Origin of the sequence: Paraoerskovia marina DSM 21750 (assembly GCF_000701465.1) — a bacterium.
In the GTDB taxonomy this organism is placed as follows: domain Bacteria; phylum Actinomycetota; class Actinomycetes; order Actinomycetales; family Cellulomonadaceae; genus Paraoerskovia; species Paraoerskovia marina.
The window spans coordinates 773,106-794,480 of the sequence record NZ_JNIY01000003.1; the positions used below are offsets into that span (position 1 = coordinate 773,106).

Annotated in this window: 20 protein-coding genes and 1 riboswitch; of the genes, 9 read left to right on the plus strand and 11 right to left on the minus strand. The window is 72.4% G+C overall.

The features are described from left to right. Positions 1–8 precede the first annotated feature (8 nt). Positions 9–1,742: an ABC transporter ATP-binding protein gene (locus tag Q343_RS0103705; RefSeq protein WP_029252241.1), complete on the minus strand. Its 1,734-nt coding sequence runs from the start codon at positions 1,740–1,742 to the stop codon at positions 9–11. Continuing rightward, a complete protein-coding gene (locus Q343_RS0103710) occupies positions 1,742–3,556 on the minus strand; it encodes an ABC transporter ATP-binding protein (protein ID WP_081829587.1) in 1,815 nt (604 codons plus the stop codon). Before Q343_RS0103710 ends, Q343_RS0103705 begins: the two co-directional genes overlap by 1 nt. Positions 3,557–3,613: 57 nt before the next feature. On the opposite strand from Q343_RS0103710, the gene Q343_RS13805 reads away from it, so the two are divergent. Next, on the plus strand, positions 3,614–4,069 hold the full coding sequence (locus tag Q343_RS13805; protein WP_029252243.1) for a DUF3817 domain-containing protein: 456 nt from the start codon (positions 3,614–3,616) through the stop codon (positions 4,067–4,069). Beyond that, positions 4,066–5,340 (plus strand): ThiF family adenylyltransferase, encoded by a 1,275-nt coding sequence (locus Q343_RS0103720; protein WP_029252244.1) that lies wholly within the window; start codon positions 4,066–4,068, stop codon positions 5,338–5,340. The genes Q343_RS13805 and Q343_RS0103720 overlap by 4 nt, the downstream gene beginning before the upstream one ends. Positions 5,341–5,546: 206 nt before the next feature. Here the strand turns inward: Q343_RS0103720 and Q343_RS15090 are convergent, their stop codons facing one another. From Q343_RS15090 to thiO, 4 genes are all read right to left on the minus strand, one after another. Further along, positions 5,547–6,005, minus strand: a complete 459-nt coding sequence (locus tag Q343_RS15090) for a hypothetical protein (RefSeq protein ID WP_155990617.1) — start codon at positions 6,003–6,005, stop codon at positions 5,547–5,549. 153 nt (positions 6,006–6,158) lie between these two features. Next, positions 6,159–6,956: a thiazole synthase gene (locus Q343_RS0103730; protein WP_029252246.1), complete on the minus strand. Its 798-nt coding sequence runs from the start codon at positions 6,954–6,956 to the stop codon at positions 6,159–6,161. Between the two features lies 1 nt (position 6,957). After that, a complete protein-coding gene (gene thiS / locus Q343_RS0103735; protein ID WP_029252247.1) occupies positions 6,958–7,191 on the minus strand; it encodes a sulfur carrier protein ThiS in 234 nt (77 codons plus the stop codon). Next, complete coding sequence (gene thiO / locus Q343_RS0103740) at positions 7,188–8,345, minus strand: glycine oxidase ThiO (protein ID WP_052366827.1); 1,158 nt, start codon at positions 8,343–8,345, stop codon at positions 7,188–7,190. Before thiO ends, thiS begins: the two co-directional genes overlap by 4 nt. After that, positions 8,335–8,438, minus strand: a riboswitch (TPP riboswitch). It overlaps the preceding gene by 11 nt. A 95-nt stretch (positions 8,439–8,533) precedes the next feature. Between thiO and thiE the strand changes: the two genes are divergently transcribed. The 4 genes from thiE to Q343_RS15710 all read left to right on the plus strand — a co-directional run bounded on the left by thiE (position 8,534) and on the right by Q343_RS15710 (position 12,779). Next, on the plus strand, positions 8,534–9,181 hold the full coding sequence (gene thiE / locus Q343_RS0103745; RefSeq protein ID WP_029252249.1) for a thiamine phosphate synthase: 648 nt from the start codon (positions 8,534–8,536) through the stop codon (positions 9,179–9,181). A 47-nt stretch (positions 9,182–9,228) separates the two neighbouring features. Beyond that, positions 9,229–10,818: a glutamine-hydrolyzing GMP synthase gene (gene guaA / locus Q343_RS0103750; RefSeq protein ID WP_029252250.1), complete on the plus strand. Its 1,590-nt coding sequence runs from the start codon at positions 9,229–9,231 to the stop codon at positions 10,816–10,818. A gap of 44 nt (positions 10,819–10,862) precedes the next feature. Then, positions 10,863–11,987 carry a glycosyltransferase family 4 protein gene (locus tag Q343_RS0103755; protein ID WP_029252251.1) on the plus strand — a complete coding sequence of 375 codons (1,125 nt, stop codon included), beginning with the start codon at positions 10,863–10,865 and terminating at the stop codon, positions 11,985–11,987. Positions 11,988–12,098: 111 nt separating this feature from the next. After that, positions 12,099–12,779, plus strand: coding sequence for an aromatic ring-opening dioxygenase LigA (locus Q343_RS15710; protein ID WP_345940086.1), 681 nt, complete (start codon positions 12,099–12,101; stop codon positions 12,777–12,779). Between the two features lie 80 nt (positions 12,780–12,859). On the opposite strand, the gene Q343_RS0103765 is transcribed toward Q343_RS15710, so the two are convergent. Beyond that, positions 12,860–13,105 (minus strand): hypothetical protein, encoded by a 246-nt coding sequence (locus Q343_RS0103765; RefSeq protein ID WP_029252253.1) that lies wholly within the window; start codon positions 13,103–13,105, stop codon positions 12,860–12,862. Further along, positions 13,102–14,472 (minus strand): PspC domain-containing protein, encoded by a 1,371-nt coding sequence (locus tag Q343_RS0103770; protein ID WP_029252254.1) that lies wholly within the window; start codon positions 14,470–14,472, stop codon positions 13,102–13,104. The genes Q343_RS0103765 and Q343_RS0103770 overlap by 4 nt, the downstream gene beginning before the upstream one ends. A 135-nt stretch (positions 14,473–14,607) precedes the next feature. Here Q343_RS0103770 and Q343_RS0103775 point away from each other — a divergent pair, with 135 nt between their 5' ends. The 3 genes from Q343_RS0103775 (at position 14,608) to Q343_RS0103785 (ending at position 17,162) form a co-directional block, all read left to right on the plus strand. Beyond that, the gene (locus Q343_RS0103775) at positions 14,608–15,873 is read left to right on the plus strand and encodes an ATP-binding protein (RefSeq protein ID WP_043109214.1); all 1,266 of its coding nucleotides are present in this window, start codon (positions 14,608–14,610) and stop codon (positions 15,871–15,873) included. After that, positions 15,870–16,529 carry a response regulator gene (locus tag Q343_RS0103780; RefSeq protein ID WP_029252256.1) on the plus strand — a complete coding sequence of 220 codons (660 nt, stop codon included), beginning with the start codon at positions 15,870–15,872 and terminating at the stop codon, positions 16,527–16,529. Before Q343_RS0103775 ends, Q343_RS0103780 begins: the two co-directional genes overlap by 4 nt. A 156-nt stretch (positions 16,530–16,685) precedes the next feature. After that, a complete protein-coding gene (locus tag Q343_RS0103785) occupies positions 16,686–17,162 on the plus strand; it encodes a hypothetical protein (RefSeq protein WP_029252257.1) in 477 nt (158 codons plus the stop codon). Between the two features lie 68 nt (positions 17,163–17,230). On the opposite strand, the gene cobA is transcribed toward Q343_RS0103785, so the two are convergent. The 3 genes from cobA to Q343_RS0103800 are packed head-to-tail and all read right to left on the minus strand — an operon-like array spanning position 17,231 to position 21,032. After that, positions 17,231–18,487 carry a uroporphyrinogen-III C-methyltransferase gene (gene cobA, locus Q343_RS0103790; protein WP_029252258.1) on the minus strand — a complete coding sequence of 419 codons (1,257 nt, stop codon included), beginning with the start codon at positions 18,485–18,487 and terminating at the stop codon, positions 17,231–17,233. Then, entirely contained in the window at positions 18,484–19,311 is an 828-nt protein-coding gene (locus Q343_RS0103795; protein ID WP_081829588.1) for a phosphoadenylyl-sulfate reductase, read from the minus strand. Before Q343_RS0103795 ends, cobA begins: the two co-directional genes overlap by 4 nt. Continuing rightward, positions 19,308–21,032, minus strand: coding sequence for a nitrite/sulfite reductase (locus Q343_RS0103800; protein ID WP_029252260.1), 1,725 nt, complete (start codon positions 21,030–21,032; stop codon positions 19,308–19,310). Before Q343_RS0103800 ends, Q343_RS0103795 begins: the two co-directional genes overlap by 4 nt. Positions 21,033–21,375: the final 343 nt, after the last annotated feature.

The window sequence follows — 21,375 nt, forward strand, 5'->3', positions numbered from 1 at the left end:
GGCGCGCGTCACTCCTGCTGCCAGGACTCCCACAGGCGGGCGTAGTCGCCGCCCGCCGCCACCAGCTCGTCGTGCGGGCCGATCTCCGCGATGCGCCCGCCGTCGACCACGGCGACGCGGTCGGCGTCGTGCGCGGTGTGCAGGCGGTGGGCGATCGCGACGACGGTCCGCCCGGTCAGCACGGCGTCGAGCGACGACTCCAGGTGCCGGGCGGCGCGCGGGTCCAGGAGCGACGTCGCCTCGTCCAGCACGAGCGTGTGCGGGTCGAGGAGCACCAGGCGCGCGAGCGCGACCTGCTGCGCCTGCGCCGGCGTGAGGACGTGCCCGCCGGACCCGACCGTCGTCGCGAGACCGTCGGGCAGCGCCTCGGCCCAGGTGAGGGCGTCGACCGACCCGAGCGCGCTGCGCAGGGCCTCGTCGTCGGCGTCCACGTCCGCGAGCCGGAGGTTCTCGGCCAGGGTGCCGACGAAGACGTGGTGCTCCTGGGTCACGAGAGCGACGTGCCCCCGCAAGTCCTCCAGCGGCAGGTCCACGAGGTTGACCCCGCCGACCGTGACCGAACCGCCCGTGGGCGGGTGGACGCCCGCGAGCATCCGCCCGAGGGTCGACTTGCCGGCGCCGGAGGGGCCCACGACGGCGAGTCGCTCGCCGACCGCCAGGTCGAGGTCGATGCCGTGCAGCACGTCCTGGCCCTCGCGGTACGCGTACCGCACGTCGCGCGCCACGACGTGCTCGTCGTCGGGCTCCTCGCCAGAGGGGGTGCGGTCGGTCTCGACCAGCTCGACGCCGATGATCCGGGCGAGCGACGTGGCCGCCACCTGGATCTCGTCGAGCCAGAAGATCAGCTCCCACACGGGGCCCGCGAGCTGGAACGTGTACATCGTGATCGTGGTGACGGCGCCCAGCGTGACGTTCCCGGTCGAGATCAGGTAGCCGCCCCAGACGAGGATCGCGACGGGTGCGACGACGAACGTGAAGTCGATGCCCGGGAAGAGCACGGTGCGAAGCCGCAGTGTGGCCCGCTCGGCGTCGAAGGCCTCGCGGAGGTCGTCGTCCACCCGTCCGCGACGACGTCGCGCCAGCCGCAGCGCGTCGACGGTCCGGGCGCCCTCGACGGTCTCGGTGATCGTGCCGTTGAGGGCGGCGTAGGCGGCCGCCTCGCGCTGGTAGGCGGGCGAGGCGCGGCGCAGGTACCACCGGGTCACGACGATCATCACCGGGAGCCCCACGAACATCGCGATCGCGACCTGCGGGGCGATGATGAACGACGCGACGACGGTGAGCAGGATCGTCACGACGGCCACGATCAGCCGCGGCACGCCGAAGCGCACGGCGTGCTGGATCCGGTCGACGTCGTTGGTGGTCCGTGCGACGAGGTCACCGGTGCCGGCCTGCTCCACCGTCGACAGGGGCAGCGACGTGACGGTCTCGACGAATCGCTCGCGCAGGGCCGCGAAGACGCTCTCGCCGAGCACCATCGCCTTGCGCTGGGCGATCTTGATCAGGACCGCCTGGGCGACGATCGCGGCGACACCGATCGAGACCACGCGGATCACGTACGACTCGGTGGTGCCGGCGACGACCGCGTCGACGAGGTTGCCCAGGATCAGGGGGCCGGCGAGCCCTCCGAGCGCCGCGAGGGTGTGCAGGACGGCGACGGTCGTGAGCGGGCCGCGATAGGACCGCATCAGGCCGGACGTGTGCCGGCGCACCTCGCGGAGGTCGGCGACGGGCAGCTTCATCAGCGGGCTCCTTCCGTGACTCCGGGGTGGGTGTCGCTGGTCTCGGGCGCCGCGTCGGCGTCGAGGTTGCGTCCGACGACGGCGCGGTAGCGGGCGGCGGACTCGCCGCCCGGGGCGTCCAGGGGGCGGTCGAGCAGCTCGCGGTGGGTGCCGCGGGTGGCGACGACGCCGTCGTCCAGGAAGGCGACCTCGTCGACCTCGCCGAGGACCAGCGGGCTCGCCGTCACGATCAGGGTCGTCCTGCCGGCGCGTGCCTCGGCGAGCCGGACGGCGATCCGGGCCTCGGTGTGGGCGTCGACCGCCGAGGTCGGCTCGACGAGGACCAGGATCTCGGGGGAGGTCAGGATCGCGCGCGCCAGGGCGACGCGCTGTCGCTGCCCGCCCGAGAGCGAGCGACCCTTCTCCGGGAGCACACCGTCGAGACCGTCCGGCACGGACGAGAGGACGTCGTGAGCGTCGGCCACGGTGATGGCCGCGAGCAGGTCCTCCCGTGTCGCGGTGCCGTGTACGTCGAGCTCGTCCGAGAGCGTGCCGGAGAACAGCTGCGGCGTCGCCTCGGCGACCACGACCCGACCGCGCAGCTCTGCGTGGTCGAGGTCGGCGAGGAGGGTCCCGCCGAGGCGGACGGGCGTCGCGAGCTCTGCCGCGTCGTCGAACCTGCCCAGACGGGTGGCGACGGCGGCCGAGGCGTCCGGGTCCTCGCACACGAGCGCGACCACGCGGCCCGGCTCGAGCCGGAGCCCGCTGGTCTCGTCCACGAGGGGCGCCCCTGCCGGGGGGAGCGGTGCCGTCCCGGGCGTCGCGCCCGCGGCGGGCTCCACCCGGAGCACCGTGATGAGCTTCTTGGCGGCGACGTGCGCCCGCGTCGCCACCTGCAGCGTCTGCGTCGCGATCTGCAGCGGCCAGCCGAGGAACGCCGAGTACCCGTAGAAGGCGACGAGCTCGCCGGGGGTGATCTCGCCGGCGATCGCCTTCATCGCACCGATGTAGACGACGAACGCCACGAAGATGCCGGGCAGCAGCACCTGCAGCGAGTCGAGCAGCGACTGCACGCCCGCCACGCGGACGCCGGCCTGGCGCACCTCCTGGGACTTGACCCGGTAGCGGTCGGTGAAGACCTGCTCGCCGCCGATCCCGCGCAGGATCCGCAGACCCGAGACGGTGTCCGCGCCGAGCGTCGTCAGACGGCCCGCCGCCTCGCGCTGGGCGCTCTGGCGCTGCTGGAGCGGCTTGATCAGAAAGCTGAGGACCAGGGCGACGGCGGGCAGCCCGAGCACGACGATCAGCCCGAGCTCGACCGACTGGTTGAGCATGATCGCGGCCACGACGAGATAGGCCGACAGGCTGCCGATGAACTGCGCCGCGATCGCGTAGATCTCGGCCAGGCGGAGCGAGTCGTTCGCGACGGCGGAGACCACCTCGCCGGTGGGGAGCTCCTCGGTGATCGCGTCGCCCGACTCGGAGACCGTGCGGCCCACGAGCTGCGACATCCCGAACGCGCCCCGCATCCAGCACTGGACGTCGAACCGGTGCCCGATCGCGGACGCGGTTATCAGCAGCGCCCCGACGGCGAGCAGAAGAGCCGCCCACCCCCACAGCGCCGAGCCGAACCCGTCGGCCAGGCCCTCGTCGATCGCGCGACCCAGCAGGTACGGCTGCACCGCCTGGCAGACGAACACCACGATCCCGAGGGCGATCGCGGTCAGGAGGATCCACTTCTGGCGCAGGGCCTGCCACCACAGCAGCCGGATCGGTCCGGTCAGCGGCGGTGTGCCGGGGTCGGGGAGGGGGAGGGCTCGCACGGCAACTAGCATGAACCATGCAGGCTTGACTACCTACCCATTTTCACCGGCGTGAGGAAACGAACACCCATGAGTACCCCGGACCGCGAAGCCGCTGCGCAGACCACCACGCCGGCGGCCGACGCCGCGACGACCACCGCCGGGCCGAGCGACGCCGAGGTGCAGACCGCCATCGCCAAGGCGCGCGGCGCGCTCGCCCGCTACCGGTTCATGGCACTGATCACCGGAGTCATGCTTCTCGTCCTCTGCGCCGAGATGATCTACAAGTACCTGTTGATCGGCGTCCTCGGCATGTCCGACGCCGCGCTGCCGTACATCGAGTGGATCCCGTTTGCCCACGGGTGGATCTACGTCCTCTACCTCGTCACGGTGCTGGACCTGTGGGCCAAGATGCGCTGGTCGTTCGGTCGGCTCGTCACGATGGTCCTCGCGGGCGTCGTCCCCGTCATGTCGTTCGTCCTCGAGAAGAACGTGCACCGCGACACCCAGGCACGCCTCGACGCGCTGGAGGCCCGCGTCGCATGACCGGTGCCCCGCTGCCGCCCCTCGTCGAACCCGGTCCGGCGCTCAGCCCGCCGGAGCTCGCCCGCTACGCCCGTCACCTGTCGCTGCCGGGCATCGGGGTGGACGGGCAGCGGCGACTGGCCGCCGCACGGGTCCTTCTGGTCGGGGCTGGGGGACTGGGTAGCCCTGCGATCCTCTACCTCGCGGCTGCCGGGGTCGGGACGATCGGTGTCGTCGACGACGACGACGTGGACGCCTCCAACCTGCAGCGGCAGGTCCTGCACGGCGACGGCGACGTCGGACGCCCCAAGGTCGAGTCCGCGCGCGACTCCGTGGCGGAGATCAACCCGCACGTCCGGTTCGTCGCCCACCGCGAGCGTCTGACACCGCTGAACGCGGTCGACGTGATGGGGAGGTACGACGTCGTCCTGGACGGCGCCGACAACTTCGCCACCCGCTACCTCGTCTCGGACGCGGCCGAGGTGCTCGGCCTCCCCGTCGTCTGGGGGTCGATCTTCCAGCACTCCGGGCAGGTCAGCGTCTTCTGGGGGGCTGCCCCCGAGAACGGTGTGACGTACCGCGACGTCTTCCCGGAACCACCGCCGCCCGGGACCGTCCCCGACTGCGCCACCGGGGGAGTGCTCGGCGCGATGTGCGGGTCGATCGGGACCGCGATGGCGGTCGAGACCGTCAAGCTCGTCACCGGGACCGGTCGGACCCTGCTCGGGCGCCTCGCCGTGCACGACGCGCTGAAGGCGACCTGGCGAGAGCTGACCGTCCGGGCCGACCCGACCCGCGAACCCGTCGCCGCGCTGCTCGAGGGACCCGACGCCTATGCCGCCTTCTGCGGGGTTTCGTCGGTCGAGCCTGTCGAGACCACCGTTTCGTCGGTCGAGCCTGTCGAGACCAGGGCCTCGTCGGTCGAGCCTGTCGAGACCACGGTTTCGTCGGTCGAGCCTGTCGAGACCACCGTCGCCGCGACAGAGATCGCCGCCCTCCTCGACGACGGCGCCTATCTCCTCGACGTCCGCGAACAGTGGGAGCACGACATCGTCGCGATCCCCGGCGCGCACCTCGTCCCCAGCGGCCATTTCCTCGGCACCTCGGCGGGGGCCTACGCGGCGCTCGCGGACCTGCCGACGGACCGCCCCGTCGTCGTGCTCTGCAAAGTGGGTGCGCGCTCGGACCTCGTGGCACAGGCCGCGCGGGAGGCAGGCGTCGACGCCCGCAACGTCCCGGGCGGGATCCTCGCCTGGATCAGTGAGGTCGCCCCGCACGAGCAGATGTACTGAGGCTCGCGGTGGGTCTGGAGGTTCAGCGCCCGGAGCTCTTCGGCATTGCCGCCCACTGTTGGATCGTCGGGTCAGGCGTGCGACCCAGGCGCCGATCAATGACCAGCCGCGTGCGTGCGTCGACGATCTGAGCTCTCGTCGGGACGTATCGACCCGAAGTCCGCGCTGCTCGCGGTGACTTCGTGGAGTCGCTGTTCCGAGCATGATCAGCCATCTTCTCGACCTCCGTCCGCGCTGCTGGTCTCGTCTGTATCAGTATCCTCGCTCCTCCGATCGAGCGCCACGGCCAGTACGGCGTCGATCACCCTGAGTTCGTCCTCGTCGGCGAGCGGTGAGTCGATGAGCGCGTACAGCACCTCGGAGCCGACCTCGTGCTTCTCCCCGCTCGTGGTGTCGAGGCGGTGATCAGTCGCCCACTGCATCCGTTCCCACCACTGCGAGCGAGCCTCGGACTTCGCGCGATGCAGAAGTGTGCCCATCCCGATGATGAATGCGGCGACACCAGCTAGCGCGGTGGCTGCGGGGGCAAGGTCTCCGATGATGGGCGCCGCGTGGCGCCAGTTGATCGAGACGACGGCGACACCGGTGGCAGAGGCGCCCGCGAGTAGTCCGAGTCCTGCCCAAAGTAGTGGCTCGCGGACTCGGTGCCAACGTGTCGAGAGCACCCGGCGCGTGCTGATGCTTCCTGATGTCGAAGGGCCAGCAGTGACGTGGTTCACCTACGCGAACCTAGCAGTGCGTAAAGCGCCTCGTTCCGAGGCTGTGGACGACGGCTGCGTGGCGCGGCGGTGCGGTGTCGGGGGCACCGCACCACCGCGCTACATCGCGAGGTCGAGGTTGTTGCGGCCGACCATCCCGCTGACCGGCGAGGACGCGAGCGCGCTCTCCCGGCGCGGGATGCGACCTGCGTGCGCGGCCTCCCACCCGGCCTCGACGCCGAGCCGCATGGCACGTGCCATCCGCGCGGGGTGCTCCGCGCGGGTTACCGCGGTGGCGAGGAGGACGCCGTCGCACCCGAGCTCCATGGCCTGGGCGGCGTCGGACGCGGTCCCGATCCCGGCGTCGAGGATCACCGGGACGCGGGCCTCGGCGCATATCGCCTCGATGTTGCGGGGGTTGACGATGCCCAGACCCGACCCGATGGGTGCGCCGAGCGGCATGACGGCGGCGCATCCGACGTCCTGCAGGTGGCGGGCCACGATCGGGTCGTCGTTCGTGTACGGCAGGACGGTGAACCCGTCACGGACCAGTGTCTCGGCCGCCTCGACGAGACCCAGAGGGTCGGGGAGCAGCGTGATGTCGTCGGCGATCACCTCGAGCTTGATCCAGTCGGTGCCGCACGCCTCACGGGCGAGCCGGGCGGTGAGCACGGCCTCCTTGACCGAGAAGCAGCCTGCGGTGTTGGGCAGGGCGCGGATGCCGAGGCGTTCGAGCAGACCCCAGATCCCGGCGTCCTCGCCGGCCGTGGGGGCGGCGACCCGGCGCATCGCGACGGTCGTCAGCTCCGTCCCGGACGCGACGAGCGCCTCCTCCAGCGCGAGGAGGTTGGAGGCGCCGCCCGTCCCCATGACGAGACGTGAGCCGAGCTCCTGCCCGGCGATGGTCAGTGAATCCATGTCAGCCTCCCTGGACTGCGGTGACGACCTCGACCCGGTCTCCGGGGGCGAGATGCGTGGTGCTCCATGCGGAGCGGGGGAGCACGGCGTCGTCGATCGCGACCGCCACGCCTCGAGGCTCGCCGTTGGCGACGAAGTTCGGCAGCATGCCACGCACCAGCGTCGCGACGTCGGTCGGTTCCGCCAGCGGGTACGGCTCCCCGTTCACGACGGCGGTCGGTACGTCGGTGCTCACGAGACCTCCTCGGTCAGGGTGCGGGTGTGGCGGTTCGTCATGGCAGGCGCGACGACGTCGGGCAGGTCGGTCTCGTCGAGCGTGGCGTCGACGACGGCGCCGGTCAGCGGGGTGAGCAGGATGCCGTTGCGTCCGTGACCGGTGGCGACGAGCAGGCCGTCGACGCTCGCGTCGAGGTAGGGAAGGTTGTCCGGGGCGCTGGGGCGGACACGCGGGCTCGCCTCGCGCAGGTCGAGCTCGTCGATGCCCGGCAGGACGGCGCGGGCGTCGCGGAGCAGGGCGAAGACCGATCCCGCCTCGACCCGCCGATCGTCGGGCTTCTCGTCGCTCGACGCCCCGATCACGACCTCGCGGAACCCTGACTCGTCGGCGACCCGTGTCACGGCATACACCGCCCGTCCCTGGACGCGTGCGCGCACCACCGGCTCGACGTCGAACCAGGGCTCCGCGGCCAGTCGGAGCGTGATGCCCTTGACGGGGCGCAGCGGCGCGTGGATCCCTGCGGTCGCCAGCAGGCCCGTGGACGAGACCCCTGCCGCGACGACGACGAGGTCGGCGGTTTGCTCGACGCCCGCCGCGTCGACCGCACCGACCACCCGGCCCGACGCAGACGTCAGCCGGACGGCTCGGCGCTCGACGACAACTGCGCCCGCCGCTCGGGCGGCCGCGTCGAGCGCGCGGGTGGTGGCCCGCGGGTCGACCTGGTGGTCGTCCGGCATCCACGCTCCGCCGGCGACGCGGCCGACGAGCGGGGAGATGCGGCGCGCCTGCGCCGTCGAGATCTCCTCCGACACCAGCCCCCAGCGGTGCTGGAGGTCGATCAGCCGCCGCGTCTCGGCGAGGTCGTCCGGGTCGAACGCGAGCGTCAGGGTCCCGGTGCGGCGGAGGCCGACGTCCACCCCCGAGGCCGACTCGAGCTGGGCCGCGAATCCCGGCCACCGGGCGGCCGAGTCGACGTTCATCGCCGCCAGCTCGGGCTCTCCGAAGTCGGCCTCGCAGACCGCTGCGAGCATCCCTGCCGCCGCCATGCTGGCACCGTCGCGAGGGGTGGGGTCGAGGACCGTGACGCTCAGGCCGCGGAGTGCCGCCCGCCAGGCAGCGGTCAGGCCGATGATCCCGGCCCCGATCACGAGGACGTCGCTGTGCTTGCTCATCGTTGCTCCCTATCGCCGGCATGACCCGGATCAGGTTCGACGGTCGGCAGATCGCCCTCTCAGCCTCTGGTCGAGGCTCCCGTGCAGGGGTCAGCGTAGCGCGATGAGCGACGGACCAGGTGGCGCGGTGCAGGCGTGACTCGACTCGCACCGCGACCACGGGAATGTTGGTCGATAGGCTCGCGGCCATGACCTCCGAAGACGCTCGCGCCCGACTCGCCGCTGCACGCCTCTACCTGTGCACCGACGCACGCGAGGAGCGCGGCGACCTCGAGGAGTTCCTCCACGCGGCTCTGCGGGGAGGCGTGGACGTCGTCCAGCTCCGGGACAAGACGCTCGACGTGCGGCGCGAGCTGGAGCTGCAGGAGATCGTCGCAGCGGTCGCGACGGAGCACGGTGCGCTGTGGTGCGTGAACGACCGTGCCGACGTCGCGAGCCTCGTCGGTGCGCCGGTGTTCCATTCGGGCCAGGACGACCTTCCTGTCTCCGGGTCGCGCGCCCTGCTCGGCGGGGACGTCCTGCTCGGGCGGTCGACGCACGCGGCCGCCGAGGCGGCAGCCGCGGAGGCCGACCCCGACGTCGACTACTTCTGCGTCGGCCCGCTGTGGGCGACGCCGACCAAGCCGGGTCGCCCCGCCGTCGGACTGGATCTGCTCCGGGAGGTCGCGGCTTCCCGGCCGTCGACCCCCTGGTTCGCCATCGGCGGGATCGACGGCGAGCGCCTCGACGAGGTGCTCGACGCCGGGGCCGAGCGGATCGTCGTCGTACGCGCCGTCACCGAGGCCGCCGACCCCGAGGCGGCGGCCCGCGCTCTGCGGGAGCGTCTGCCGGCCTGAATCCGGACGTGTCCGCGGCACGCTGGTGCTGCAACTATCCTGGGTGCGTGACAGCCACGCCTGACGTCCCCGTGACCACCCCGAGGCCCGTTCTCGTCGTCGACTTCGGCGCGCAGTACGCCCAGCTCATCGCGCGTCGCGTGCGCGAGGCGAGCGTGTACTCGGAGATCGTGCCCCACACCTTCTCGGTCGAGAAGATGCTGGCCAAGGACCCGGCCGCGATCATCCTCTCGGGTGGTCCGTCGTCCGTGTACGCCGACGGTGCGCCGTTCGTGGACCCGAAGCTCTTCGAGGCAGGCGTCCCCGTCCTCGGCATCTGCTACGGGTTCCAGGCGATGGCTGCGGCGCTCGGCGGTGACGTCGCCCAGACCGGTCAGCGTGAGTACGGCGGCACCGAGGTCGAGGTGTGCGAGGCAGGTGCGCTGCTTGCTGACACGCCCGCCAACCAAACGACGTGGATGAGCCACGGCGACTCCGTACACGCGGCCCCCGAGGGTTTCCAGGTGCTCGCGACGTCGGCCGGCTCCCCGGTCGCGGCGTTCGAGGACACGGAGCGTCGTCTCTACGGTGTGCAGTGGCACCCCGAGGTCAAGCACTCCGCGCACGGCCAGACCGTGCTGGAGCACTTCCTGTACGACGGCGCAGGGCTGGCTCCCGACTGGACGCCCGGCAACGTCGTGGCCGACCAGGTCGAGGCGATCCGCGCGCAGGTCGGCACCAAGCGCGTGATCTGCGGCCTCTCCGGCGGTGTCGACTCCTCCGTCGCCGCGGCGCTGGTGCAGAAGGCGGTGGGCGACCAGCTCACCTGCGTCTTCGTGGACCACGGTTTGCTGCGCGCCGACGAGGCCGAGCAGGTCGAGCGCGACTTCGTCGCCGCCACGGGCGTCAAGCTCATGGTGGTCGACGCCAAGCAGCGCTTCCTCGACGCGCTCGCCGGCCAGACCGACCCGGAGACCAAGCGCAAGATCATCGGCCGCGAGTTCATCCGCGTCTTCGAGGATGCCGCACGCGACGTCGTCGCGGACGCCGGTGCGCACGGTGAAGAGGTCGAGTTCCTCGTCCAGGGGACGCTCTACCCCGACGTCGTCGAGTCCGGCGGCGGCGAGGGTGCGGCCAACATCAAGAGCCACCACAACGTGGGCGGTCTGCCGGACGACCTGCAGTTCTCCCTGATCGAGCCCCTGCGCACGCTGTTCAAGGACGAGGTCCGCGCCGTCGGCCTCGAGCTCGAGGTGCCCGAGGAGATCGTCTGGCGCCAGCCGTTCCCCGGGCCGGGCCTCGGCATCCGGATCATCGGCGAGGTCACCGCCGAGCGCCTGGAGGTGCTGCGCGCGGCCGACAAGATCGCCCGCGAGGAGCTCACCAGGGCGGGGCTCGACCGCGACATCTGGCAGTGCCCGGTGGTGCTGCTCGCCGACGTGCGCTCGGTGGGCGTCCAGGGTGACGGCCGCACCTACGGCCACCCGATCGTGCTGCGTCCGGTCTCCTCGGAGGATGCGATGACCGCGGACTGGACCCGCCTGCCGTACGACGTCCTCTCCGTGATCTCGACTCGCATCACCAACGAGGTGAGCGAGGTCAACCGCGTGGTCCTCGACGTGACGAGCAAGCCGCCGGGCACCATCGAGTGGGAGTGAGGCGTCGGGCGGGCGTCCGACGTCTGCCCCGATAGTCTCGACCCATGCGCATCGTCCACGTCTCCGACTGTCTCGCCCCGCGCACGGGCGGCATCGAGTCGCAGGTCGGTGACCTTGCCGCCGCCCAGGCAGCCGCGGGCGACGACGTCCACGTCCTGACGGCGACCCCCGGGGCCGGGGGAGAACGCGGTGGGGTCGTCGAGAGCGCGGGTGACGTCGTCGTGCACCGGTTGGGCGCCCAGATCCCGGGCGACGCCCCGATCAACCCCGTGACCGGTCCTCGGCTCATCCGCGCGGCGCTCGACGAGCTGCGCCCGGACGTCGTGCACGTCCATGCCGGGATGATCTCCCCGTTCGCGTACGACGGCGCGCGCATTGCCCGCGAGCGCGGGCTGCCGATGGTCGTGACGTGGCACTGCATGCTCGACGGCGCGACGACGGCGCTCGCGCTGGGAGCGAGGCTCTCGGGCTGGCGCGACGCGCGGTTCGTGCCCACGGCGGTGAGCCCGGCGGCGGGGAAGCGCGTGGCGCGGATGCTGGGGGTCGATCCCGACGAGGTCGGGGTCGTGCCCAACGCGATCGACGTCGGGGCGTGGTCTCGAGGGGCGGCGGGGCGCGAGCCGTCGTCGACGGTGCGGCTGGTCGCCACGCAACGGCTCGCCCCGCGCAAGCGTGGGCGGGCGCTGATCGACGCGATGGCCGACGCGACGCGCGTCGTCCCCGACGGCGCCCTGCACCTGACCCTGGTCGGCGACGGTCCGCAGGAGGCCGCGCTCCGGGCGCGCGTCGAGAAGCTGGGCCTCGGCGACTCCGTGCTGTTCGCGGGCAGGCTGCCGCGTGAGGAGATCCCTGTTCTCTACCGGCACGCGGACTTCTTCTGCGCCCCCGCGGATCTCGAGGCCTTCGGCATCGCGGCGCTCGAGGCGCGTGCCGCCGGACTCGGCGTGCTGGCCCGACGTGGCACCGGGATCGAGGGCTTTGTCCGGCACGAGGAGGACGGGCTCCTGGTCGACGACGACGCCGGGTTCGCAGAGGCGATGGTGCGCCTGGTCCGGGACCGGCCGCTGCGCGATCGGATCGTGGAGCACAACGTGGCGAACCCGCCTGCGCACGGCTGGGACGCGACTCTGGCCGCCGCGACGGCTGCGTACACACGCGCGAGGGGCTGACGCGACACCGGACACGCCGGGGCCGTCCCAGGCGGATCAACCGGTCGAACCCACCGATCTGGTCTAGCGTGGCATGTGAGGTGTAGCACATCATCGACTAGGGGAGTTGTCATGTCCAGCACTGTCACCGTGAAACCGACCGGCGGCGTACGCGCCATCGGCATGCTGACGATCATCGCGGGGATCATCATGATCCTCGCCGGCGGAGTCACCTGGTACGCCGTCCACGACCAGCTCGCCGCCGAGAACATCACGGTGTCGGACGACGCGGACTTCCTCCCGGGTGACGACGTCGACGGCCCGTTCTCGGCCTACGCGCAGGCCGACATCATCAACCACCACGCGCTCGAGTCCTCCGGCGGCAAGACGTACGCCGAGCTGGAGCAGGACGACCCGACACGCACCACCGTGATGACGGCGTCGTTCCTGCGCGCCTCGCTCTTCACGTCGGTCGTCGCGTTCGGTGTCGCCGCACTGGTGATCGGCCTGGGCATCATGTTCATCCTGCTCGGCGTCGCGCTCCGACGGCTCGCGGGTGGGTCCGAGGTCAGCGTCGACACCTCGTCGGCGCGTGAGCCTGCTCCCGCCGCGACGGCGCCCGCAGCAGCCCATGCGGCTGGTCCCGCGACGACCTCGCCGGGCACCCCCGCTGCGACTGCTGCTCCGGCTGCTCCTGCTGCATCCACGGCTCCCGCGGCGCCTGCGGCCGAGCCGCGGCCCGTGACCTCGCCCGGCCCCGAGGACGTCCCGGGAGACGACACCCCGACCCGTGACGCGGGGCCGCGCCACTGACCCGCGCCCTACCCGTCAACAGCACGATGCCGGTGCCACCGCGGTGGAACCGGCATCGTGCTGTCCGGGGTCGGGACGGCTCAGTCCGTTTTGGTGCGGGAGCGACGGCGCCCGGCCGCGCCGGCGACGGCGCCGACGAGGAGCGCTACGCCACCCGCGGTGAGCGCCACGATGAGGGCGAGCCCCAGGTCGAACGACGCTCCGAGCGCGAGAGAGATCGCTCCGACGGCGACGAGCGTCACGACGACGCCCCACACCACGGTCGCGGTCGACATGCCCTGCCGACGGCGGGGTGCCTCGGGAGTGGTCGGTGCGGTCTCGGTCATGATGCCTCCACGATGTCGACGGTGCCGGCAAGGCCCGTGATGTCGAGCGTGATCTCTGGGGTACCGGGGTCGCCGGTGTCGAACCGGACGGGCTCGGGCCCGACCGTGGAGCGTGAGGTGACCAGTCCGTCGTCGTCGATCCAGTTCACCTGTCCGGCCCAGAGCTCGACCTCGGCCGCGGCCGGGGTGTCGGCCGGGAGCAGGACGTCGATGTCCCCGAGGGCGAGGGCGAGCGGGATCGTGACCGACTCGCCGCGCGTCTCGAGGTCACGGAGGTCGATGGTGACGGCGCCGGCCGTGAACGCGGCGCCCGCCTCGGCGTCGTCGACCGAGTCGAACGTGTACGTCCCCTCGGCGATGGTGCTGCGGACGCCCGCCTCGGACGGCAGGCGGACGGCGTCGGCGACGGCCGCCACGGGGACGGCCAGGAGGAGGACGAGGGCGAGGCCCATGAGCCCTCCGCTGCGGCGGCCCGCGATCCCGACGGCGATCGTCGCGAGCCCGGTGAGTGCCGCCCCGGTCGCCACCCACGTCAGCATCAGCGGGACGTCGACGGCCCCCGCCCGGTCCGCGGCGATCAGCGCGGCCCCGAGGAGCAGGATCACCCCCATGGTGGCACCGACGACCGTCGGCCCCGCCGGTGGCGGGTACCCGGCCTCGGCGGCCTCCCGCGCCGCACGACGAGCGGCGGTGCGCTCGGCGGCGAGCTGGGCGCGCTGGGCCTGCGCGGCGGCACGAGCCTGCTCCGCCTCGGCGCGGGCCCGGGCGCGCGCCTCTGCCGTGGAGGCGGCGCTCTCGGCGTCTGCCGCGGCAGCGGCCTGCGCGGAGGTCTGCGGGCCGTACGGCGTCGCGCCGTCCGTGAACTCGGAGGTCCCCTGCCAGGTGGTCGTCCCCGCGCCGCGGGCCTCGGACCCGGCACGGACGGCGAGGTAGACCACGAGCGCGACGGCAGCGAGCCAGAGGAGGCCGTTGAGCCACCCGAGGTCTGCGCCGAACAGCCACCAGGCTCCGTCGCCGCGGGCGAACCCGGCGATCGTGACGGCGCCGGCACCCACGAGGGCGACGTCGAAGTCGCCCCGGAACGCCTGCTCGACGTGGATGCGTCCGTCGCTCTTCTCGGGCAGGAAGGCCCAGGCGAGGCCGTACAGGGCGAGCCCGGCGCCCGAGAGAAGGACGCTGACGACCAGGAGCCCGCGCACGATCAGCGGGTCGATCCCGAACCGGTGGGCGATCCCGGCGGCGACACCACCCACCCACCGGTCGTCCGTGCGGCTGACGTCGAGGCGACGGATCGAGTCGAAGAAGGGCGACGACGCGCTCGGCGGCGTCGGGGTGGGCGGGGGTGGTGGGGCGGTCTCGTTCTCCATGGATCCATCGTCGGACCGCGCACGCACCGTTGACCATCGGGGGTCACCCTGAACCGACCCTGAGATCTGACGGCGTCGACCCTGATTCCCGGCCGTCCGGCGTCATGGGGCCGGGCGACGTGCCACGATCGACCCATGACGACCGAGCGACTGCCGTTGCGCCGCCCCCGTGAGGGTCGGTGGGTCGCCGGGGTGTGCACGGGGCTCGCCCTGCACCTGGGCTTCCCGGTCGCCGGAGTGCGGGCGATGGCCGTACTCCTCGGGGCCGCCGGCGGCGCCGGGGTCCTGCTCTACGGCTTCTGGTGGCTCACGATCCCGCCGGGAGACCCCCGTGACGCCGCCGCCGAGGCACGTCCGGCGGCACTCTCCCGGCTCGCGCCACGGCTGCGTGGCGTGCAGCAGTCCGCGGCACGACGCAACGTCCTGATCGCGCTCGGTCTGCTCCTGGGGGCCGCGGTGCTCGTCGCGGTACGGACCGGCGTCGCGCTCTCCGGCGGGTGGGTGCTGCCCGCCGTGATCGCTGTCGTCGGCGTCGGGCTCGCGTGGAGCCAGCTCGACACGCAGCGTCGCCCGGGGGCGCGGCGGGCCGACGGGCGCAGTCCCTCCGCCGTCCTCCTGGTCTCCGCCGGGCTCGTCCTGGTGCTCGTCGGTGCCCTGCTCTTCGCCGGCCAGGAGGCCGGCGCCGGCACGATGGTCCGGGCCGCGATGGCTGCCGTCGCGGTGCTCGCGGGGGTCGCCGTGGTGCTTGCCCCCTGGTGGTGGCGGCTCGTGCGCGAGCTCGGGGACGAGCGGACCGCCCGCGCCCGCGAGGCGGAGCGGGCCGACATCGCCGCCCACCTGCACGACTCCGTGCTGCAGACCCTCGCCCTGGTGCGCCTGCACGCCGACGACGCCGTGTACGTCGCCCGGGCCGCGCGCTCGCAGGAGCGCGAGCTGCGCGAGTGGCTGTACGCCGACCGGCCCGCCGAAGGCACGTCCGTGGCCGCGGAGCTGCGTCGTGTCGTCGCACAGGTCGAGGACACGCAGGTCGAGCGGACCGCGGACGGGGCACAGCCGGCGACCATCGAGACGGTCGTGGTCGGCGACGCGGTGCCGGACGAGCAGTCGGCGGCGCTCCTGCAGGCCGTCCGTGAGGCACTGGTCAACGCCTGCGCGCACGGAGTCCCGCCGGTCTCGGTGTACCTCGAGGTGGGGGAGGAGTCGGTCCAGGCGTTCGTCCGCGACCGCGGCGACGGGTTCGACGTCCGCGAGATCGAGCCCGACCGGTTCGGGGTGCGGGAGTCCATCCTCGGGCGCGTCCGCCGCCGCGGTGGCACCGCCGAGGTCGTGAGCCGACCGCAGTGGGGGACCGAGGTTCGACTGAGCATGCCGCGCGCAGCGGCGCTGAAGGAGGATGCATGACGACCGAGCAGGTCCGGGTGGTGGTGGTCGACGACCACCTGATGTTCCGCGCCGGGGTGAGGGCGAGCCTGGACGGGCGGATCGACGTCGTGGGGGAGGCCGAGGACGTCGGGTCCGCGATCGCGGCGATCAGGGAGCATCGTCCCGACGTGGTGCTTCTTGACGTTCACTTGCCCGGCGGAAGGGGCGGCGGTGGTGCGGAGGTGGCACGGGAGTGCGCGGACCTGACGCCGGGGACGCGATTTCTCGCCCTGTCGGTCTCTGATGCGGCTGATGACGTCGTGGCGGTGATCCGTGCGGGTGCCCGCGGGTATGTGACCAAGGCGATCACGGGGGCCGACCTGAGCGACGCCGTCGTGCGGGTGGCGCAGGGCGACGCGGCGTTCTCCCCACGGCTTGCGGGCTTCGTCCTCGACGCCTTCGGCACGGCGCCGGCGGACGTGGCCGAGCGCGACGACGAGCTCGACCGGCTCTCGGCGCGGGAGCAGGAGGTGATGCGGCTGATCGCCCGCGGATATGCCTACCGTGAGGTTGCGGGAGAGCTCTTCATCTCGGTCAAGACGGTCGAGACCCACGTCTCGGCGGTGCTGCGGAAGCTGCAGCTCTCGTCGCGCCACGAGCTGACGCGCTGGGCCGCGCAGAGAAAACTCCTCTGACCTGCGTCGATGGGTCGCGATCCCGGTACGTGACGGGCATCACGACCACTGGGTGAGATGCACCGTATCGAAACCATGTCGAGGTATCGCCTTGGTCATGAATTCCGAGTACTTTTACTTGTGAAGACATTCACAAGTTCGAAGGGGAGTCACACCATGAGCGCCACCACCACCCGCCAGCCGCTCGTCCGCTGGACCGGCATCATCTCGCTCGTCGCAGGCATCGTCATGATCGTCGCCGGCGCCGTCACCTGGGGCGCGGTCACGACCCAGCTCGCGGACGAGAACATCACCGTCTCGGAGGACGCGAGCTTCCTTCCCGGGGACGACGTCAACGGTCCGTTCTCCGCCTACGCTCAGGCCGAGATCATCAACGAGCACGCACTGGCCGGGTCGGACGGCAAGACCTACGCCGAGCTCGACCAGGACGACCCGGTCCGGACCACCATGATGACCGCCTCGTTCCTGCGGGCCTCGCTCTTCACCTCGGTCGTCGCCTACGGCGTCGCCGCACTGGTGATGGGCCTCGGCCTCCTCTTCACGCTGGGTGGCCTGGCCCTCGGCAAGATCGAGAAGCAGCTCGGCGCCGCGCCGGCCGCTGCCACGGGCGACAAGGCGGCGCTCAACGCCTGACCCTCGCACACAGCACGACGACGCCCCGCTCCAGCGAGCGGGGCGTCGTCGTGTCTGTCTGCGCTTCTCTACCCGACGGGCTCGGACACCGTTGCGCCGTCGCCTGCCATGGTCCATGCCGGCGCGAGACGGACGACGTCACCGACGACGGTGACCGCCGGCGACCGTACCCCCACCGCGGCGGCCCGGTCGGCGATCGTGGCGAGGGTCCCGACCGTGACCCGCTGGCGCGCACCGTAGCCGTCCTCGACGATCGCCACCGGGGTGGACGCGTCCCGGCCCGCGTCGACGAGACGGCCGGCCGACTCGCGCAGGCGGGAGACGCCCATGAGGAGCACCACGGTGTGGTCGCTCCGGGCGGGCACCACGGCGATGTCCTCGTGGCCGGTGAGCACGGTGAAGCCGCGGGCCAGGCCGCGGTGCGTGACGGGGATTCCGGCGGCGGCCGGGACCGAGACGGCGGAGGTCACGCCCGGCACCACCTCGACGTCGAGCCCGTGCTCCTCGCACGCCTCCCGCTCCTCGCCACCCCGCCCGAACACGTAGGGGTCGCCGCCCTTGAGGCGGACGACGTCGTGGCCCGCCAGCGCGTGCTGCACGATCAGCGCGTTGATCTCCGCCTGGGGCACCGGGTGGTTGCCGGGCGTCTTGCCGACGTCGACCACGACGACGTCGTCCGCGAGCTCCTCGAGGAGCGCCCGCGGGGCGAGGCGGTCGACCACGACGACGTCGGCCTGCGCGAGCAACGTCCGACCGCGTGCGGTGATCAGGCCGGTCGCTCCGGGGCCTCCGCCCACGAGTGCAACCCGCCCGGCGCGTGTCTCGTCGCGGGCGCGCACCCGACGCAGGGGGAGTGCTCCGGACTGGAGCGCCCCGGCGACGGCGTCCCGGATCCGGACGGCACGCCGCGGGTCCCGGTGCGCGTGCACCGAGATCGTGGCCTGCCCACCACCGTCGAGCGCCGTCCTCGCGACCGCCGGGACGTGCGCCGTGGCCAGATCGGCGTCGCCCGCGGTGACGCAGAAGACGCGATCCTGCTCGGCGTCGCGCGCCACCTCGGCGTCGACCGACGGGTCACCCGTGGCGACGTGGACGAGCCAGGCGCCGTCGAGGTCGCCACTGAGGTAGTCGCGGCGGACCCAGCGGACGTCGCCTGCGTCGACCGCGTCCGCGACGTCCTCACAGACCCACGGTGCGACGACCGTGACGTGTGCACCGGCCTCGACGAGTGCCGCGGCGCGCCGGGCGGCGACCGGGCCGCCGCCGACCACGACCACCGGACGTCCGGTGATCCGCAGCCCGAGGGGGTAGATGTCCGCGCTCATACGTGCAGCCCGCACTCGGTCTTGTCCTGGCCCGCCCAGCGGCCTGCGCGGGGGTCGTCCCCGGGCGCGACCCGGCGGGTGCAGGGGGCGCAGCCGATCGACGGGTAGCCGTCGTCCAGGAGCGGGTTCGAGATCACCTGGTGCTGCGCCGCGTACTCCACGGCGTCGTCGTACGTCCACGCGGCGATCGGGTTGATCTTCACGAGGCCGTTCTTCTCGTCGAAGGTCACCACCGGCGTCTCGGCGCGCGTCGGCGAGTCGTCGCGGCGGACCCCGGCTGCCCAGACCTCGTACCCGCCGAGCGCGCGGCGCAGCGGCTCGACCTTGCGCATCCGGCAGCAGGCCTCCGCGTCACGGGCGAAGAGGTTCTTGCCGTAGGCGGAGTCCTGCCCGGCGACCGTCAGCTCCGGCCGGACGTCCACGATGGTCACGTCGACCGTCTGCTCGACCGCGTCGCGGGTGCCGATCGTCTCGGCGAAGTGGTAGCCGGTGTCGAGGAAGAGCACGTCGACCCACCGGGACTGTTGCGAGACCAGGTGCGCCAGGACGGCGTCGGACATCGAGGACGCGACGGCGATCGAGTCCCCGAACTCGCGGACCGCCCAGGCGACGACCTCCTCGGCCGAGGCCTCGTCGTCGGACCCGATCCCGGAGCCGCCGAGCTCGGCCTGGCCCCGTCGGGCGATCTCACGGAGCTCGTCGGTGCTGCGCCGCGGGCGGGCGCGGGCGGCTCGCAGGGCGTGGTGCTCCGCCCGCTCCTGCGCACGCAGCGCGGCACGCTCGGCCGCGGCCGAGCGCAGGGCGGACAGAGGGTCGCCCGTCATCTGAGGGCCTCCTCGTCGGCGCGATGGCTCCACTCGGCGAACGTCTCGGTGCCCTCGTGGTCGGCCTCGTACCGACGGACGACGCGCTCGACGTACTCGCTGAGGTCGTCCGCGGTGACCTTGAGGCCGCGGACCGTGCGCCCCAGCCCGGCCTCCTCCCGGTCCTGGGACGCGAGCCCGCCACCGAGGTGAACCTGGAACCCGGGGACCTGCTCGCCGTCGTCGCCCATCACCAGCTGGCCCTTGAGTCCGATGTCAGCCGTCTGGATGCGGGCGCACGAGTTGGGGCAGCCGTTGATGTTGAGCGAGAGCGGCTTCATCTCGGAGAGGTCGCCCAGCCGCTTCTCCAGGTCGTCGATCGCGGCGGTGGCCGTGTCCTTGGTGTCCACGATGGCGAGCTTGCAGAACTCGATGCCGGTGCACGCGATCGTCGAGCGACGCCACGGGCTCGGGTCGGCGTCCAGGCCGAGGCCCTTGAGCTCGCCGACGACGTGCTCGACCTGCTCCTCCGGCACGTCGAGGACGAGCAGCTTCTGGTGCGGGGTCAGGCGGACGCGCGACGACCCGACGGAGTCGGCGAGGTCGGCGACCTTGCGGAGCGTGGGGCCCGAGGCGCGACCGACGTACGGCGCGGCGCCGATGTAGAAGCGACCGTCCTTCTGGCGGTGCACACCGATGTGGTCGCCCGGCTGGTCGGGCTGCGGTGCGGGCGGACCGTCGGGCAGCTCGTAGCCGAGGTACTCGTCCTGCAGGACCTGACGGAACTTCGCCGGGCCCCAGTCCTTGAGCAGGAACTTCAGGCGTGCCTTGTTCCGCAGCCGCCGGTACCCGTAGTCGCGGAAGATCTGGGCGACGCCGTACCAGACGTCGCCCACGCGGTCCTCGGTCACGAAGACACCCAGGCGCTCACCCAGGCGCGGGTTCGCGGAGAGTCCGCCACCGACCCAGAGGTCGTAGCCGATGCCGAGCTCCGGGTGGACGTGCGCCACGAACGCGACGTCGTTGATCTCGTGGACGACGTCCTGGCTCGGGTGCCCTGTGATCGCGGTCTTGAACTTGCGCGGAAGGTTCGCGAGCTCCGGGATGCCGATGTACTTCTGGGTGATCTCGGCGATCGCGGGTGCGGGGTCGATCAGCTCGTCCTCGGCGATCCCGGCCACAGGGCTGCCGAGCACGACGCGGGGCACGTCGCCGCACGCCTCGGTGGTCTGCAGGCCGACGGCCTCCAGGCGTGCCCAGATCTCGGGGATGTTCTCGACCTCGATCCAGTGGAACTGGATGTTCTGCCGGTCGCTGATGTCGGCGGTGTCCCGGCCGAACTCCTCCGAGATGCCGGCGAGCACCCGGAGCTGGTCGGTGGTCAGGGCCCCGCCGTCGATGCGCACACGCATCATGAAGAACTCGTCCTCGAGCTCGTGCGGCTCCAGGCTGGCGGTGCGGCCGCCGTCGATACCGGGCTTGCGCTGGGTGTAGATGCCCCACCAGCGGAACCGGCCGTGCAGGTCGTCGTCCGGGATCGAGCCGAACCCCTCCTTGGAGTAGACGTCGACGATCCTCTGGCGGACGCCGAACCCGGGGTCTTCGGCCTTGAACTCTTCGTTGTGGTTGAGCGGCGTCGTGCCGTCGATCTTCCACTGACCGTTCGGCCTGGGCGCGCGGGCAGGGCGTGCCGGGCGCGCGGGTGCGTCGTCGGTCGTGCTGGGTGCTGCGGGCGGCGTCATCGGGCTCCTCGAGGAGATTCGGGGGCACGCGCTGGACGCAGGAAGGCTCAGAGTTTGGGGCCGAGCGGCCGGCGTCGCGTGCCTGCTCGGTGGGATGCGGGCCCGGGCGGGCCTCGCGGAGTCAGGCGCGAATCAACAACAGCGACAGCTGTTGTCCGGGCACGCCGACATCGAGCGCGCGTCGAGGTGCGCTGCGGGGTCGATCGTCCGGGCCGTGGTCATGTTTCATGACACTACTGACGGATCGGCGCCGCGGAAACAGGGGGTCCGGATCGTGGGACATTGTCGCGAAGGACGCCCGGGACGCGGCTGAGTGACATAGCCCTCGCCCCGCCCCGGAGAC